The 18,088-nt window shown below is 40.0% G+C and carries 15 protein-coding genes; 5 read left to right on the forward strand and 10 right to left on the reverse strand.

The window, feature by feature from the left end:
* Positions 1-12 precede the first annotated feature (12 nt).
* The 4 genes from FPL17_RS07755 to FPL17_RS07770 form a co-directional block, all read right to left on the reverse strand.
* Complete coding sequence (locus tag FPL17_RS07755) at positions 13-1,179, reverse strand: ATP phosphoribosyltransferase regulatory subunit (protein WP_159884326.1); 1,167 nt, start codon at positions 1,177-1,179, stop codon at positions 13-15.
* Between the two features lie 415 nt (positions 1,180-1,594).
* The gene (locus FPL17_RS07760; RefSeq protein WP_159884328.1) at positions 1,595-2,098 is read right to left on the reverse strand and encodes a GNAT family N-acetyltransferase; all 504 of its coding nucleotides are present in this window, start codon (positions 2,096-2,098) and stop codon (positions 1,595-1,597) included.
* A 64-nt stretch (positions 2,099-2,162) separates the two neighbouring features.
* The gene (locus tag FPL17_RS07765) at positions 2,163-2,468 is read right to left on the reverse strand and encodes a hypothetical protein (RefSeq protein ID WP_159886820.1); all 306 of its coding nucleotides are present in this window, start codon (positions 2,466-2,468) and stop codon (positions 2,163-2,165) included.
* Between the two features lie 40 nt (positions 2,469-2,508).
* On the reverse strand, positions 2,509-3,534 hold the full coding sequence (locus FPL17_RS07770) for a type I glyceraldehyde-3-phosphate dehydrogenase (RefSeq protein WP_159884330.1): 1,026 nt from the start codon (positions 3,532-3,534) through the stop codon (positions 2,509-2,511).
* Between the two features lie 257 nt (positions 3,535-3,791).
* Between FPL17_RS07770 and alaS the strand changes: the two genes are divergently transcribed.
* From alaS to csrA, 3 genes are all read left to right on the forward strand, one after another.
* Entirely contained in the window at positions 3,792-6,482 is a 2,691-nt protein-coding gene (alaS, locus tag FPL17_RS07775) for an alanine--tRNA ligase (protein WP_171519514.1), read from the forward strand.
* A 66-nt stretch (positions 6,483-6,548) separates the two neighbouring features.
* A complete protein-coding gene (locus FPL17_RS07780) occupies positions 6,549-7,829 on the forward strand; it encodes an aspartate kinase (protein ID WP_005189808.1) in 1,281 nt (426 codons plus the stop codon).
* 237 nt (positions 7,830-8,066) lie between these two features.
* Positions 8,067-8,330, forward strand: a complete 264-nt coding sequence (gene csrA, locus FPL17_RS07785) for a carbon storage regulator CsrA (protein ID WP_005151969.1) — start codon at positions 8,067-8,069, stop codon at positions 8,328-8,330.
* 57 nt (positions 8,331-8,387) lie between these two features.
* Here csrA and rnhB read toward each other — a convergent pair whose 3' ends face one another.
* Complete coding sequence (rnhB, locus tag FPL17_RS07790) at positions 8,388-8,954, reverse strand: ribonuclease HII (protein WP_005211625.1); 567 nt, start codon at positions 8,952-8,954, stop codon at positions 8,388-8,390.
* A 39-nt stretch (positions 8,955-8,993) separates the two neighbouring features.
* Positions 8,994-9,377, reverse strand: a complete 384-nt coding sequence (locus FPL17_RS07795; RefSeq protein ID WP_005189814.1) for a hypothetical protein — start codon at positions 9,375-9,377, stop codon at positions 8,994-8,996.
* Positions 9,378-9,600: 223 nt separating this feature from the next.
* Here FPL17_RS07795 and FPL17_RS07800 point away from each other — a divergent pair, with 223 nt between their 5' ends.
* Positions 9,601-10,155 (forward strand): cytochrome b, encoded by a 555-nt coding sequence (locus FPL17_RS07800; protein ID WP_005189816.1) that lies wholly within the window; start codon positions 9,601-9,603, stop codon positions 10,153-10,155.
* Positions 10,156-10,196: 41 nt separating this feature from the next.
* Here the strand turns inward: FPL17_RS07800 and FPL17_RS07805 are convergent, their stop codons facing one another.
* The 4 genes from FPL17_RS07805 to FPL17_RS07820 form a co-directional block, all read right to left on the reverse strand.
* Positions 10,197-11,195: an adenosine deaminase gene (locus FPL17_RS07805; RefSeq protein WP_159884332.1), complete on the reverse strand. Its 999-nt coding sequence runs from the start codon at positions 11,193-11,195 to the stop codon at positions 10,197-10,199.
* Between the two features lie 115 nt (positions 11,196-11,310).
* Positions 11,311-12,630: an NCS2 family permease gene (locus FPL17_RS07810; protein ID WP_005189822.1), complete on the reverse strand. Its 1,320-nt coding sequence runs from the start codon at positions 12,628-12,630 to the stop codon at positions 11,311-11,313.
* A 327-nt stretch (positions 12,631-12,957) separates the two neighbouring features.
* Positions 12,958-13,143 carry a hypothetical protein gene (locus tag FPL17_RS07815; protein ID WP_005151956.1) on the reverse strand — a complete coding sequence of 62 codons (186 nt, stop codon included), beginning with the start codon at positions 13,141-13,143 and terminating at the stop codon, positions 12,958-12,960.
* A 318-nt stretch (positions 13,144-13,461) separates the two neighbouring features.
* Entirely contained in the window at positions 13,462-15,666 is a 2,205-nt protein-coding gene (locus FPL17_RS07820) for a TonB-dependent receptor (protein ID WP_159884334.1), read from the reverse strand.
* A gap of 285 nt (positions 15,667-15,951) precedes the next feature.
* On the opposite strand from FPL17_RS07820, the gene FPL17_RS07825 reads away from it, so the two are divergent.
* On the forward strand, positions 15,952-18,024 hold the full coding sequence (locus tag FPL17_RS07825) for a TonB-dependent receptor plug domain-containing protein (RefSeq protein WP_159884336.1): 2,073 nt from the start codon (positions 15,952-15,954) through the stop codon (positions 18,022-18,024).
* The last annotated feature ends 64 nt before the right edge of the window (positions 18,025-18,088 follow it).

Here is an 18,088-nt window from a genome sequence, read left to right on the forward strand (position 1 = left end):
AAAACTTGGCAATTAAATTTTTTCAATCACCCACTGCCCATTTTGAGACGCCAACTGATGGGTCGCATAAGGCACTGAGCTTAAATCATCATTACCCAACAACTGCACCACACGTGAACCTTTGCCACGTACATCTGCAATTGCATTTAATAAATCTTGATCATTGCCTTTCGGTGCAACCACAGTTTCAATTTCTACAAACTGTGTCGCGCCTAAAGCATATAAATCACAACTAAATCCAGTTGCTGGACGCGCACGTCCAAAATGCTCACCAATACCATCATAACGACCACCTTGAGCCAATGGTGCGGCACGATTCGGTGCGTAAATGGCATACATCAAACCTGTATGATAGTGATAGCTGCGTAACTCAACCACATCTATCCCAATGTTCAGATTCGACCAACGTGACTGGATTTGCGCTAATGTAGATTTCAAAGCAGCTAATGCATTTTTGAAATCCGCATCATTTAAAATATCTTGGCTTAAATGCGTTTCTAGTGCATCGAGGTCACTTGCATAACGACCTAATGCATAAAAATCTGCACCCATCGCTAAATCTTGAGTGAATTCTTCTAACTCTGGGAAAGCTTTACGCTGATATAAATCAGAAAGTTCACTTTCGGTATTTTTATTTAAGCCAGCGCGTTTAACCAGACTACGGAATAAACCGACATGACCTAAATCTAAATGAGCACCCTCTAAAGTATGGGTATGCTCAATTAACGCCAACATGACGTTGATCATTTCAACATCTGCTTCGATGCTGTCATGACCATACAACTCTGCACCTAACTGCAAAGGCGCACGTGTTGCATTGAAATTCTGTGGTTTGGTATGCAAGACTGAACCTGCATAGCAATAACGTGCTACGCCTTCAATTGGTCGAACATGAGCATCTATACGCGCAACCTGCGGCGTCATATCCGCACGCACACCGAGTAAACGGCCAGACAGTTGATCAATAACTTTGAAGGTAACTAAATCTAAATCTTGATTAGATTCTGAAAGTAGCGAGAGCGATTCGATGTATTCAATAAATGGCGTATACACCAATTGATAACCTCGAACTGCGAGGAAATCTAACGCTTCTCGACGCAAGGTTTCAACAACTTGCGCTTGTTCTGGCAATACATCTGCTACCCCGTCAGGGAGCAACCATGTCTCTGAAATGGCCATGTTCCAAACCTAAAATCTGTTCAATGTGGAAGCATCCACACAAAAAGCAACCACATAAAAAAATCGGGTGAATGCCCGATTCAGCGTAGTGTAGCACGAAGATTTCTGTGATGCACCTTCGAATTTGAATAAATCTTTCTAGTTTAATGCCTTATTCACTTAATCACTGAGGTAAAATTAATGAGTAGATTCAATAGATTGAAACTAATCACTGAGAGTATAAGTCCATATTCTTGTCGCTAAGAACTGCCTAACATCTGAACTATTGCCCTGCTTGCAATTGATCAAGTTTGATTTTTACAACATTGATTGCTTGGGAGTTACATGCCAGCCTGCCTTTCCGAAATTCCGAGCCTTTTAAGCAGCGATTACTCAAAATAAATGAAACGCCTTAAGGTCTTGTTGTTAGCTCATATTAAAAAATCACACATTCCATTTTTTGACTTCTTTCACCTGAACTCAGGGCTAAAGATTCCCATTCAGGTATAAACACAAAATCATGCCTAGAATATAAATAGACTGCTCGCTCATTTTTTGGAGATACGCTTAATACAATCCTAGAGTGACATTTAGAAACGGCTAAATTCTTAATCGCAGAAACCAGCAGATCAGCTATACCACTGCCACGAAATATAGGATTAACCCACATCGCGATCACATTAAATTCATGTACAGCGTTTTGAGTTCCACCAATAATCCCAATTGCCCGATCCCCTTTAATTGCTAAAACATATTGAAATTTAGTCTTTTGTGAGGCACGGTCACGCCATTCTGATTCACTATATTTCTCTGTAGTCGCATAATTAGCAGCGAAAACATCTGGACTATCAAGCAGCGACTCTAAACGAACGGTTTTAAGGATTTTCCAATCCTCCTCGGTGGTGAGACGAACCACCAATTCCTCCAAGTCTGGACTCATTCAATACCTCGAACTTATCTCGAATCTGAATTTTTATAAAAGACTCTTAGAGTTAGCTTAATATTTATTCAGTTCCTTTCCCGCCTTTTACTACGATTTCTAGCAAATTCACCATTTCAACATTTTGTTTTTCTAAGGCAGCAATATTTGCCACAGTTCGATCTAGAACCTCTTGTTGCACATGCATCTTCTTGGCCAGATCTTGCATGATTTCCAAACTCTTTTTCAGATGCAACTCTAAATGCACAACTTTTTCTTCAAGTTGCAAAACTTGAACGTCTTGGTTTGGTACTTCTACATTTTTAAACTGCAGCCAGAATAAAAACACAACCGCTGCCAATAAAACAGCAATAAATCCCCAGATCAACATCAATTATTACTCCACATTATTTTTTATATTTTATTAAAAATTAATCACAAAAAGATTCACACAAATCCAATAAGCGATTTGCATATCCCCATTCATTATCATACCACGCAAAAACTTTCGCTTGATGTCCCACAACCATGGTTTGCGTTAAATCAACAATCAATGAATATGGCGAATGATTAAAATCACTTGAAACCAGATCCTCATCCGTCACTTGCATGATCTGCGCATAATCATATTGCGCTGCTTTGCTCAAAACCTCATTGACTTTGTGTACTGTAATTGGTGAATGCGAAACAAAACTTAAGTCAATCGCGGCTACATTTATGGTTGGTACGCGAATCGAATAACCATCAATACGATCTTCCATTTTTGGCATGACTTGTTTTAACGCACCTAAGGCACTCGAAGTCGTTGGAATAATATTTTGACCTGATGCGCGTGCACGACGTAAATCCCGATGCGCATGATCCAATACCGATTGATCTGCTGTAACCGCATGGATTTCTGTCATTAATGCAGTATCAATACCAAAAGCGTCATCAATAATTTTGACCAATGGTACGAGAGCCTGAGTGGTACACGAGACACTAGAAATGATTTGATCTGTGGCCTTTACGTCATTGTGATTAACACCATAGACAATCGCAGCATCGACCGAATCAAATGGGGCTGCACCGATAATCACACGCTTCGCGCCTGCCTCAACATGGCGAGTCGCATCAGCACGTGAACGGAATAGACCTGTACATTCCAACACCACATCTATTTTTAAATCTGCCCAAGGTAATAATTCTGGCTGAGCCTGCTTAAAAACCTGTAGTTTTAACTCACGTTGATTGGACTGGATATTGAGAAAAATATGTTCATTTTCAATCTGAATTTGAACTTGTCCAGCAAAACGACCATGCGTCGTATCGTATTTAAACAAGTGCACCAAAGTTTGCACATCTGCGATGTCATTAATGGCAACGATTTCAAATTGAAACTGTTTTGGACTTTCAAACCATGCACGTAATACATTTCGACCAATTCGACCAAATCCATTGATAGCGATACGTTGCATGTAGGGTCCTTATTCATAAAAACATCATCTTTTCTATGCTATATGGTAAAACATCAAGCGCATTGTTGAATATAGATTTTTAGCTTAAACACAGTTTTATATGATATTGCTTGTAAAATCGTTGGTGAGGCAGGTATTTTCCGTTATAATTTAGCACTTTTAAAATCTATGCCACGCACTGGGTTCGATTGTAGAACATTAGACACAACGTACCTTGTTGCATATAGCCAAATTCAAAATTATGGAGTGTCTTGGTTGTGAGTACTCGCTTTATGACATCAGCTGAAATCCGTGAAGCATTTTTGCGTTATTTCGAATCGCAAGGGCATACACGTGTCGCTTCGAGTTCTCTCGTTCCCGCCAACGACCCAACTTTGCTGTTTACCAATGCTGGTATGAACCAGTTTAAAGATTGTTTCTTAGGTTTAGAAAAGCGCGACTATGTACGTGCTGTTTCATCACAAAAATGTGTCCGTGCCGGCGGTAAACACAATGACCTCGATAACGTAGGTTATACAGCACGTCACCACACGTTCTTTGAAATGTTAGGTAACTTCTCTTTTGGTGATTATTTCAAACGTGATGCGTTGAAATTTGCTTGGGATTTCTTAACTAGCGAACAATGGTTAGCCCTTCCGAAAGATCGTTTATATGCGACGGTTTATCATACTGATGATGAAGCTTTTGAGATCTGGAATAAAGAGATCGGCTTAGACGCAGATCGTATTATTCGTATCGGCGATAACAAAGGTGGAAAATACGCATCAGATAACTTCTGGGCAATGGGTGATACAGGTCCTTGTGGTCCATGTTCTGAAATCTTCTTTGACCATGGTGACCACATCTGGGGTGGTTTACCAGGTACACCAGAAGAAGATGGTGACCGTTTCATCGAAATCTGGAACAACGTTTTCATGCAGTTCAACCGTACTGCGGATGGTGCCATGCACCCTCTTCCAGCACCTTCTGTGGATACAGGTATGGGCTTGGAGCGTATTTCTGCTGTACTGCAACATGTGAATTCAAACTATGAAATTGACCTGTTCCAACACTTATTAAAAGCAGCCGCTGAAATCATCGGTTTAGATACCACTGCAATTGAAGCCGAAGCGAAAGCACAAAATAAACCAGTTGAATATCCAGCATCATTAAAAGTCATTGCTGACCATGCACGTTCATGTTCATTCTTGATTGCTGACGGTGTAAATCCTTCAAATGAAGGCCGTGGTTATGTGTTGCGTCGTATCATTCGTCGTGCCGTACGTCATGGTAACAAGCTAGGTGCAACAGGTTCATTCTTCTATAAGATGCTACAACCACTGATTGAAGTCATGGGTGAAGCATATCCTGAACTTGCAGCGCAGCAAACACGCATCGAAGCCCAACTGCTTAAAGAAGAAGAGCAATTCGCTAAAACACTTGAGCAAGGCTTGAAGTTGTTAGAAGGTGAATTAGCTCAACTGAAAGGCAATGTGATTGCTGGTGAAACTGTATTTAAACTGTATGACACTTACGGTTTCCCAACGGACTTAACGGCTGATATCGCACGTGAGCGTGACCTTACCATTGATGAAGCGGGCTTCGAAGTTGAAATGGCTGCGCAACGCCAACGTGCTCGTGATGCAGGTAAGTTTGCAGTTGACTACAACAGCATTGTAAAAGTTGAAGGCGAAACTCAATTTGACGGCTATGATGCAACTCAAGGCCAAGGTCAAATTGTTGCAATCTATAAAGATGGCGTTCAGGTTGATGAAATCAACGAAGGTGACGAAGCACTGATCGTATTGAACCAAACCCCTTTCTATGCAGAAAGCGGTGGTCAAATCGGTGACACAGGTATCTTCAAAAACGATACAGGTATTTTCGAAGTTCAAGATACTAAAAAATCTGGTGGTGCTTTTGTCCATCAAGGTATCGTGACCATGGGTAGCCTCAAAGCCACTCAAAATGTTGAAGCTACCGTTAAAGCGGACATTCGTGCAGCAACAGCGCGTAATCACTCAGCGACTCACCTTCTCCATGCTGCTTTACGTCAAATTCTTGGTGAGCATGTACAGCAAAAAGGTTCTTTGGTTGCAAGTGACATTTTACGTTTCGACTTTGCCAATGACCAACCTGTTTCGTTTGAGCAATTGCAACAGATTGAACGTTTAGTCAATGCTGAAGTTATTGCGAACAGCCCTGTAACAACTGAATTACTTGATATTGAATCAGCAAAAGCCAAAGGCGCAATGATGCTGTTCGGTGAGAAGTATGGCGAAGAAGTGCGCGTACTGTCTATGGGTTCTATTATTGAAGAGAAAAACTTCTCTATCGAACTTTGTGGTGGTATTCACGTTAAGCGTACGGGTGATATTGGTTTATTTAAGATCACCTCTGAAGGTGGTGTTGCTGCGGGTGTTCGTCGTATTGAAGCCGTAACTGGCACTAAAGCACTTGAAGTGGTTCAAAAAGCTGAAACAGATATCCAAATCATTAACGGTTTGTTGAAAGCTCAAAAAGACCAAACTGTAGAGAAAGTTGAAGCAATTGTTGAAACTGCTTCTAGCCTACAAAAGCAAATCGAACAATTGAATCAAAAATTAGCCAGCTTCCAAGCAGCTGAACTTTTAGATCAAGTGAAAGAAATTGCAGGTCGTCAAACGCTTATCACATCGGTAAAAGGTTTAGATGCCAAATCATTACGCAATCTTCATGACAGCGTAAAATCAAAATTAGAAGATGCAGTCATTATTTTAGCTGGTGTTGAAGGTGATAAAGTGAGTTTAATCGCTTCCGTCGCTAAACAATACGCTGCAACTCTAAAAGCAGGTGACATCATCAAACACTTAGCTCAAGAGCTTGGTGGTAAAGGTGGTGGTAAACCTGACTTAGCACAAGGTGGCGCGCCACTTAACGAGAAGTTTGATCAAGTCATCGCAGCATTACCTGCTTGGCTTGAGCAATAATAAAGACTTCACTTTTGTGTAACTGACCCTGATGCCTCTCAGGGTCATGGCTTATATGGAACAACTATGGCATTAATCGTTCAAAAATATGGCGGTACCTCTATGGGTACTCCTGAGCGCATTTTAAATGTTGCTCGTCGTGTCAAGCGCTGGCATGATCATGGTCACAAGGTGGTCGTGGTTGTATCAGCAATGAGTGGTGAAACCAACCGCTTACTTGCGCTTGCCAAAGCCATTACCAGCACCCCTGACCCACGTGAATTAGATCAAATGGTGTCAACGGGTGAACAAGTAACGATTTCCATGTTAGCGATGGCACTGAATTCAATTGGTGTAGAAGCTAAATCATATACTGGTCGTCAAGTTGGTATTAAAACTGACAGCGCGTTTACCAAAGCACGTATCGAATCGATTGATACAGATGTGATGAGCAATGATTTAGACGCTGGTCGCGTCATTGTTGTTGCAGGTTTCCAAGGTTTTGATGCCAATGGCAATATCACAACCTTAGGTCGTGGCGGTTCAGATACCTCTGGTGTTGCACTTGCAGCAGCTTTGAAAGCCGATGAGTGCCAAATCTATACCGATGTTGATGGTGTTTACACTACCGACCCACGTGTTGCGCCAAAAGCGAAGAAAATTGACCGTATCTCTTTTGAAGAAATGCTTGAAATGGCATCATTGGGTTCAAAAGTTTTACAAATTCGCTCTGTTGAATTCGCAGGCAAGTATCAAGTTCCATTACGCGTATTATCAAGTTTTGATAATGATGACGATGGCGCATTTGATGAAGATTTCAAACAAAACGTAGGCACACTAATTACGACTGAGGCAGAAGACGACATGGAACAACCAATCATCGCAGGTATTGCATTTAACCGTGACGAAGCAAAATTAACAATTTTGGGTGTTCCTGACGAACCAGGTATTGCCTCTAAAATCTTGTCACCAATCAGTGATGCAAACATTGAAGTGGATATGATAATCCAAAATGTTGAAGAAGATGGCACAACTGATTTTACTTTTACTGTAAATCGTAATGACTTAGCAAAAGCAAAAGCGATTTTAGAGCAAACAGCCAACAGCATCGAAGGTTGTGAAGTTGTGACGCGCGATGACATCGTAAAAGTGTCTATCGTTGGTGTAGGTATGCGTTCTCATGCTGGTGTAGCAAGCAAAATGTTTACCGCATTGGCTGATGAAAGCATTAATATTCTCATGATTTCTACATCAGAAATTAAGATTTCTGTGATCATTGAAGAAAACTACTTAGAGCTAGCAGTTCGTTGTTTACATACAGCTTTTGGTTTAGATCGTGAACACGGCGAAAGCAGTGTACGTGCTTAATTAATAGCTGCTTAAACATATTTACTCGCAAGTAAATAAGAAAAAAACAGAGCCACTATAGTTTTTTTTATAGTGGCTCTGTTATATTAAGCCTTGAGGTTGTAAAGATGATTCTCACAGAACTTACGAAAAAAAATGTTTTTTACATATTTCTGTTAGAATTTTCTGTATATTAAGCTGTGCTTTCGAACAATGAATTCCCTGTCGCAAGTTTAAGCGTTTAGCAAGGAGATAAACATGCTGATTCTGACCCGTCGTGTCGGAGAAACATTAATGATTGGGGATCAAGTCAGTGTTACTGTGCTTGGCGTAAAAGGCAATCAGGTGCGTATTGGTGTAAATGCTCCAAAAGAAGTTTCTGTGCATCGTGAGGAAATTTACCAACGTATCCAACATGAACGTGCCATGCATGAGCATCTGCAACATCTTGATCAAGATTTTCAACATTCTTTTGAAGAAGATAATAACGATTTTCCTCGAAATAATAACTTCAATCGTTAATACCCAGTATTCTTCTCCAAAAATTAAAGCGACTATTCTTAGTCGCTTTAATTGTTTTTATAGACCCAAAGCTTTCTTTACTGGTCCATAGCTACGACGGTGTTGATCAATTACACCATGGGCCGCAATTGCCTCAAAATGTGCTTTGGTTGGATATCCCTTATGTTTAGCAAAACCATAATCAGGGTATTGCTGATCCAACTCATACATTTGCCGATCACGTGTAACTTTCGCCAAAATACTGGCAGCACTAATCTCTGCATGGCTAGCATCGCCACCAACAATTGCTTCACAAGGAATAGTGATGCCCTTTGGAATCTGATTACCATCAACAATTACTTTTACAGGCTGAGTATTCAATGCCTCAACTGCACGACGCATCGCAAGGAAAGTCGCTTGTAAAATATTAAACTCATCGATTTCAGCATGTGTTGCTTCGGCAATCGACCAAGCCAAAGCTTTTTCCTGAATCTCTAAAAACAGTTTTTCCCGTTTTTTTTCAGTCAGTTTTTTAGAATCGTTTAAACCCTCAATCGGATTGTTCGGATCCAAAATAACTGCAGCAGCAACGACAGAACCCACCAAAGGTCCGCGCCCTGCCTCATCTACACCAGCAACTCTCATAAAAAATCTCTAAAGGCTGATGACTCAGCCTTATCTTATTTAACCTGCTTTCTTGAATGTTTCAGCTACACAAGCATTTACAGTTTGAGAAACCACTTGAGTCACAATCGTCGCACGTGCTGTTGGATCAATTGCAGCTGTTGCTAATTCAACGCCTGTTACGCTGTTTGGTGCTTTTTCACTGACACAGCCACAAACTTCAGTTTGGATATTTTCACGCTGTTCAGCTGTCATTACACGTGTAGCCGTTTTCCATGCTGGCAGCGTATTAATTTCATTAATACATTTTGCATTTACAGCAACTTTTAATGCTGCCATACCTAACTGCTGTGAAGTTGTACCCATTGAGTTATTTCCATCTGGGGTAACACAACCTGTTAAAGCTAAAACAACAGGGGCAACAATAAGTACCAACTTTTTCATAATTTCTATCCTATATCTAAATTTTGGCAGGCGTATTGTGCCTAAATGACACCTTTTATGATATGACTCAGCTTCATCTTTACATAATTAAACAATGATAAATGATTTAGATAACTCTGAACGTTCTACACATAAAACGCTCCGTTACACTTCCGATATATGCGAAATAAAAAGCGCTAACTAGAATTAAAAAATCTATCTATAACAAAGCCAGGATGTTGCAATGCCAACCTCAGCACAATATTACACGCGTACGGCACAAGTTATACATTGGCTCATGGCTGCAATTTTTATCGCTGCTTGGCTGATTGGCTTTTACAGTGGCAACTTTCTCAGCTATGACGTCGATGGTAGCTTCAAGGGAACTGTGATTACCCTACATAAAAATATAGCCACCACTATTATTTTCTTAGTGGTTATCCGTATTTTTTGGCGCTATACCCACCCTGCACCAGAGTTACCAGACACCATGTCACCAACAATGAAAATGTTGGCGCATGTTGGTCATTTATTCCTTTATTTAATGCTATTAGCGCTGCCAATTACTGGCTGCTTATTTAGTTGGAGTGCTGGACACCCTGCACCAGTTTTATATTTATTCGAAATTCCACGCTTAGTACAAGACAATCCAGAATTACTAGCAATTGTTAAACCGCTACATATTTATCTTTCATGGTTCGCTGGCCTACTCGTGGCTGGACATGCTTTGGCTGCAATTAAACATCACCTAATTGATAAAGATAATGTCTTGCTCAGCATGTTGCGCCAACCCAAATAATTTTGAGACTAAAAAAAACCGCTTTACGCGGTTTTTTTTAATTAGATCTTTTTCACTTCTGCAATCCACTTTTGCTTTTCTTCATCCGAAATGAATGAAGCTTCAAAAGAATTGATTGCCAGTTGCTTTAATTCATCATTGCTTAAATCTAAAGCTTGCTGAATCGCCACAAAGTTATCATTCATATAACCACCGAAATATGAAGGATCATCTGAGTTCACAGTAACATGTACGCCCTGCTGCAATAAACGGCGGATGTTGTGCTCAGCCATGTCTTTTACAACACAAAGCTTTAAGTTACTTAAAGGACAAACTGTTAAAGGCATTTTCTCAGCGATTAAACGCCCCATTAAGCGTTCATCTTCTTCAGAACGCACACCATGATCAATACGGTTTACTTTTAACAAGTCTAAAGCTTCCCAGATATACTCTGGTGGACCTTCTTCACCCGCATGTGCCACGATCAAGAAACCAGCTTCACGGGCTTTAGCAAATACACGCTCAAATTTCGCTGGTGGATGTCCAACTTCACTTGAGTCTAAACCGATCGCAATAATGTCATCTTTGAATGGCAATGCTTGCTCAAGTGTTTCAAATGCTTTTTCTTCGCTTAAATGACGCAAGAAACACATGATCAACTGAGAACTAATTCCCAGCTTTTCTTGCGCATCTGTACAGGCACGTTTCAAACCAGCCAATACAGTTGCAAACTCAACCCCACGCTCAGTATGCGTTTGCGGATCGAAGAACATTTCGGTATGTACCACACGGTCTTCAGCACATTTTTCAAAATATGCCCAAGCAAGATCATAGAAATCTTGCTCATGCACCAGCACATTCGCGCCTGCATAATAAATATCTAGAAAAGATTGAAGATTATGGAAGTTATAGGCTTGCTTCACTTCTTCAACCGATTGATAAGGAATCTGAATCTGATTACGCTGTGCAATTGCAAACATCAGTTCTGGTTCAAAAGTCCCTTCAATATGCACATGCAATTCGGCTTTGGGTAAAGCACGAATCAGCTCGATTTGATTCATATTAACTCCACGTCTAAAGAAAAAAGGGTGTTATCGAAATAACGCCCCTTTAGGCTCTCTTCACAATGAGCTGCAAACACATACAGCTCAAGAAGAAAATGATAAAAGAATTAGCTTAGCCGCCAAATGCAACAAACTTGAATACCCACAGTGCCGCAATAATCCAGACCATATAAGGAACTGTCTTTGCTTTTCCTGTCAGTAATTTCACCAATGCATAACTGATAAAGCCCATCGCGATACCATCTGCAATTGAATAGGTAAATGGCATAAACACGATAGTTAAAAATGCAGGAACAGCTTCAGTAATATCATCCCAATCGATATGTGTGATCCCTTGAATCATCAACACACCAATGAATAACAATGCAGGTGCTGTTGCAAAACCTGGAACAGATTGAGCCAATGGCGCCAAGAACAAACAACCAATGAATAAGAATGCAACAACGACTGCGGTTAAACCCGTACGTCCACCTGCCGCAACACCAGAAGCTGATTCAATATAAGGTGTAGTTGACGATGTACCTAAAGCAGCACCCGCTACAATTGCAGTTGAATCTGCGAATAGTGCTTTTTTCAAGCGTGGTAATTTACCATCTTGAAGCAGACCTGCACGATGCGACACACCCACCAAAGTCCCTGTACTATCAAATAAATCGACAATAAAGAAGACGAAAATCACCCCGACCATACTGGCAGTAAATAGACCTTCAAAGTCCATTTGCATAAAAGTTGGTGCTAAAGAAGGAACTTGACCAACAACGCCCTTAAACTCATTTAAGCCCATTGCAGTTGCAATCCCAGTCACAACCAAAATACTGAGAATGATCGCACCACGTACTTTAAACTGATGCAAAACTACAATCATTAAAAAGCCGAACAATGCCAACAATACTGTAGGTTGCTTGATATCGCCTAGGCCCACCAAAGTCGCTGGATTATCAACAATAATGCCTGCATTTTTAAGTGCAATTAATGCGAGGAATAAACCAATACCACCGCCAATTGCAAACTTAAGTGACATTGGAATCGCATTGACAATCGCTTCACGAATTTTAAAGAAGCTAATCGCAAGGAATACCAAACCTGACACAAAAACTGCAGCGAGAGCAGTTTGCCAAGGTACGCCCATACCTAAACAGACGGAATAGGTAAAATAAGCATTTAAGCCCATACCAGGTGCAAGTGCGATTGGGTAGTTCGCAATAATCCCCATGACCAAACACCCAATTGCCGCAGCCAAACAGGTTGCAACAAAAACAGCACCATGATCCATGCCAGTTTCAGAGAGAATGAGTGGGTTTACAATGATGATGTAACACATCGTTAAAAATGTAGTTACACCTGCTAGAACTTCCGTTCTAAAGTTGGTTTTGTTCTCGCTCAACTTAAATAAGCGTTCTAACAAACCAGCCGAAGCATTAGGCGTTGTCATAACATAGCACCTGTTGAAATCTAAGATCGTAGAATGTGAAATCTATACGTTTGTGTTTGCAATCTTTTTTGAATGTACACAAAAAGGTATACAAGGCTAAAAGCAATCTATATGCCAGCTTTGCACTTGTTACACGAGGATATGTATAAATTCGATTCCGATATCAAAACGTAAAAAGCCGCATATCAACATGCAGCTTTTTATTTAATGGTAAATATTTTAACAGATTCTATTCAAAACTTGAGTACCACAAGACAAAAAAAGCGCATTTGATGCCCAATCTTGGATGATTGGAGCAATATGCCATACTGTATAACCCTAAAAGCACTAGTTACTACGCTGATAGGAGGACAAATGCGTATGCGGATTGTGCTGTATCGTATTCAAGCTGTTTTCAGCATCTTGAACAATTTTCATCAATTCTTGACGTTTCTTTGCTTGGGCGTCGACATAAGCCACATAACCCAAAATAAATATAGAGAAAGCCAAGACAATCGCAATTTTAATCTTCATTATTATTATCTCTATTATAAAGTTTTCTTTAATGCTAACAAAAAAGACTGAAAAGGAGAACAAAAACGCATATCAAAATCACAAATGATAACCACATCACAATTATATAGTTATTCCAATAAGTTTTTTGCTTAATTTTCACTCAATCAAATATTAGAATATTCCAGTTTTTTTAGCAATGACATTTTATATAATTCAATAAGATAGATTAAACTTACATCTTTAAAATAGAAAAAAGCTTCATTTTCAGTACGTAAAACAAAAAAGCACTTTTACCTAAGTAAAAGTGCTCATCTTTACATTGACGCTTTTTAGGGGTTAGAACTGATAGTTCAAACGCACCAAGAAGTTGCGTGGTGTGCCTGGCATTGTATTTGAGCGCCAATATACTTTATCTGTAAGATTGCTCACTGCTAAAGTAGCTCCCCAATGCTCTCCTTTATACCCCACAGCTGCATCTAGACGTGTCCATCCATCAAGTTTTGTATCTGGTGCATTTGTAATATTTGTATATAGAGAACCATTATAGGTCGCACCAACCTCGGTATAGATATTTTCTACGGGTAAATAGCGGATAAATAAATTACCTGTATTTTTCGCTACATTCGCTAAATAATGACCTGTATTTGCTGACTTCTCTTTATCATCTTTCACTTTTGCATCTGTATATCCATAACCACCACGAATAAATACATTATCAAGTACACGACCAATAAAGCTAAATTCAGCTCCTTTTGACTGATGTTCACCACCAATTACATAATCAAAAGGTCGATTGTCAGGATCGGGACGATAGCGAATATTTTTCTTACGGATATCAAATACAGAGAACTGCGTGTTCAAACGATCATTGAGCCAATCACTTTTAACACCAATTTCGTATTGCTCGTTATATTGAGGTTCAGCATTTACCATTCTCAAATCAACTGTACCATTCGTAAATGGTGAAACCCCTGCACTACCGCCAAATGGTGCAAAACTCTTACTATATGATGTGTAGAAACTTTGACTGTCAATCGGTTGCCAAACAAAACCGACATTTGGACTAAATGTCTCTGAATCCATAGAGACAGATTGTCCATATGTTTTTGAACCAATTAAAGTATCCTGTGTTTTCACTTCATATTGATCATAACGAGCACCAAGCATCATTTTTAACGTTGGGGTTAATGAAATTAAATCTTGTACGAAGAACGCTAGGCTATCATTGTTTTGGTGAGTATAAGAAGTTGCATTTGGTCGACCAAGACTACGATCAAAAGAGGTTTGATAATCTTTTGTATTATATGGATTGATTAATTGATAATAGAGCCCAGCACTATCTCCACTTGAATAGTTACCCAACTTAGGTTCTCTGTCTTCATGTGACCAGTCAGCACCTACCATCACTTGGTGCTCTAATTTCCCTGTATTAAACTTACCTGTAATATCAAAGGTGTTAGTTGTCGTTTTGTTCATGGTTTCTTGCCAAGCATATGATTGCTTGATGTAACCTGGTTTGCAGCCTTTCACATTGTCAGTACAATAACTCCCCCCAAAGAAGTTATCAAAGTCTTGATTAGCTTGTCGATAACTTAATGCCCAATGGAACTTCCAATCAGGTGCAAACTCATACTTTAAATCAGTACGCACTGTTTGTAATTCATCAACAATAAAATCCGATGAGGTTGCAAAACCTGTTTCTCTCAAGATATTTTCAGGGAAACGACTTAATACCGAAAATGATGGTCCACGATCTGGAATACGATCTAATTTATCGTAGGTGTATTCTGTAGTCCAAAGTAGTTTTTCATCATCACTACGATAAGTCACACTTGGTGAAAACATAGATTGCTTAGCACCAATACCTGAACGGAAACTATTCGTATCTGACTTCTCACCAACTAAACGTACAGCCCAATTATCATTCACGACTTGATTGATATCTAAAGTACCACCAATATTCTCATAAGATCCGCCATAAACACCAACAGAGCTTTTTGAATCAAAATTGGCAAACTTAGTCACCATATTCACAACACCACCGCCTGCACCACGACCATAAAGTACAGATGCAGGACCTTTTAAAATCTCGATGCGTTCTACATTGGCAGTACTACGGCGTACTTGTCCCCCTTCACGTACACCATTACGATAAATATCACTAGTATCTGCACTAAATCCACGAATCATAATACCATCGCCACGCGTATCATATGTCGTTGTAACGCCAGGTGTCCCCTGTAGCATGACACTGAGATCATTTGCCCCATAAATTTTATATTTTTGCACATCAATTGTATCGACAGTCTGTGGGATATCTTTTTTCTTAAGACCATTACGCGTCACACTTGCCTGATCATAATCAATATAACTTTTGATTGGATCAAGCTCGCTCATCGCTTCAATTTTAATGGTTGGCATCACTGCTGTTGGTGCCGCTACCTCATTGGCAAAAGCATACTGTGCTTGCAACAGCATCATGGTTAACAAGCTAAATTTAAAAATAGGCTTGTGATGCATATTCAAAGGTAAAGAACTCATAAAATTTCTCAAAAAAACTCAGACAAAAATTAAAAAAATATTAAAAATAAAAAAACACTACAATTTTAATAAAAATCATTCTCATTTTCACCAACTTTTACACTATTTTTAAAATTCAAAGCTTATTTATTGTTCATTTAGAATTTGAGCTATTTTTTCTATTAAGCTGGTTAATGATAAAAATATTTTTAAATCTTTGAGTTATCGGCACTAAATTCCATTTTTCTACACAATTGTACATTAGGCTACACAGAAAATAATTTGATCATTTTTTGGGGTTCTAGAATGAAATATGCTGTTTATTGTGGAAAACTCAGTGTGCTTAGCTCAGCATTACTCAGTATAAGTGCTTCAATGTTCGCTGCCGAACCAGCTACCGAGAGTTCTACACCCGCAGCGTCCGAGTCAAGTCCTCAGGTTTTGCCTACTCTCTCATTCAAGGCTTCGGCCGAACCCAAAAAAGTAAAAGATGATGATATTAGTGCTGTACCTAAAACCATTATTACCCAAGAAGAAATGCTGCAATATGGCGACCAGTCTGTGATGGATGCTTTACGACGCGCTGCTGGTTTTCAAATCCCTGCTTTTGGTCAAGGTCCTCGCGGTGGCGGCGGTGCTTCAGGCATGCGTTTCCGTGGTGGTGGTGCACCCACATTTTTGCTCAATGGTGAGCCTGTACAAGGTGGCCCACGTGGTGGTATGTCAGTTATTGACACCATTACTCCAGAAATGATTGAACGGATCGAAGTGATCAAGCAACCAAGTGTTGCTCAAGCCTCTGTTGCATCTTCAGCGGTAATTAACATTATTTTAAAAGAGCCTCTAGATACCCGTTTAAATGGCTCAGTCAAACTCGGCTATGGATTGCGTGATAGCGGTGAACAACAATCTGAACGCAAGCAAATCAACATTCAAGCAGACGGTCGTGAAAACCAGTGGTCATATAGCGTTTCAGCCAATCAGATGTGGATGGACAACACGTCAATCACCAAAACTGAAACAGCAACGGGAACACGCGAACAACTTCGTACCACCAACCGTACCATGCAGATGTTCTCCCCTCGTTTACAATACGATCTCGATGATCAACAAAAGTTGATTGCAGAATTATTCTACCGAAATATCAAAATGGATGGTTATTCATCTAATCAAACTCAAGATGACAAGAATGATAGTATTCGCTTAAACACGCGTTATGAACGTAAAGACAAAGACCTGAGTGATAAAATCCGCTTGTCTGTTGAACGTCAAACGGAAACACAGCTCACACGCTCGCCACAAAATACAATCTATACCGATGAAACGGTAAATGAGTACGGTCTTGCCTATGATGGCGTTCGTAAATTAGATAAAGACCGTCAGATTAAATTTGGTTTTGATACTCGTAGTAATGAACTCGATAGTAATGTCAGCAAAAGTCTGGATGAACAACGCTATGCTGTTTATGGTGAGGGTAGCTGGCGTTTTACAGACCGCCAAACCGTGACTTTAGGTGCGCGTCAAGAATGGCTTAATCGTTCAGGCTTGGTTGATTATCAAGATCAACATTTAAGTCCAGTTTTGGCTTATCGTTTTGATCTCACTGAGCAATGGTCAATTCAAACCAACTTGAGCCAAGCATTTAAAAGTCCGAATACAGATCGGCTGATTCCGAATGTGACTGTCTCTACCGATAGCGATGCAGGTAGCTTGAATAATCCTGATCGTGGTGGTAATCCTAATTTAAAACCTGAAAAAATCCGTGCAGCTGAATCCACCCTTGCCTATGATTCTGCGAGTGGTGGTGTGAGTGTCACGGCGTATCATCGCGAAATTAAAGACTACATTGAAAAAGTCATTGCACTTGAAGGCACACGTTATGTAGAGCGCCCACAAAACCAAGACCAAGCAACCACTTATGGTGTTGAATTCTCAGGACGTTATGCTTTAAAACAAACTGAAGCTGGACACGCGTTTATGCTCAACGGGCAAGTGTCAACGATTCGCGCCAAGATTGAAGATGGACAACATAATGAACGTTTGGTCAGTGATGTCGCACCCTATAATGCCAGTGCAGGTATGTCTTATAGTTATAAGCCTTGGCAATTATCGACCAGCGTGAACGTCAGTTACACGCCTGAATTTAGCCGTACCTTAGATGGCCAGCCCTATGATCGCACCACCAATGAACGTTTTAGTCTAGATTTAAGTGCAACCAAACGCTTTAGCCATGGTTGGGCAGCAAGTCTTAATCTCAATAATGTCTTGAGTACCAATTATAAGGAACGCCTTACCAACCAAACCGATGGCAGCTTATATCAGGCGAGAACCAATGAAAGTATCCCATCATTACAGTTTAGCCTTGAGAAAAAATTCTAATTTTCTTGCGCTTTAAAATGATTGAAGCATCGAAAGTCAGCTTATCTCAAGCTGACTTTTTTAA

Origin of the sequence: Acinetobacter dispersus, assembly GCF_009884975.1 — a bacterium.
Classification (GTDB): domain Bacteria; phylum Pseudomonadota; class Gammaproteobacteria; order Pseudomonadales; family Moraxellaceae; genus Acinetobacter; species Acinetobacter dispersus.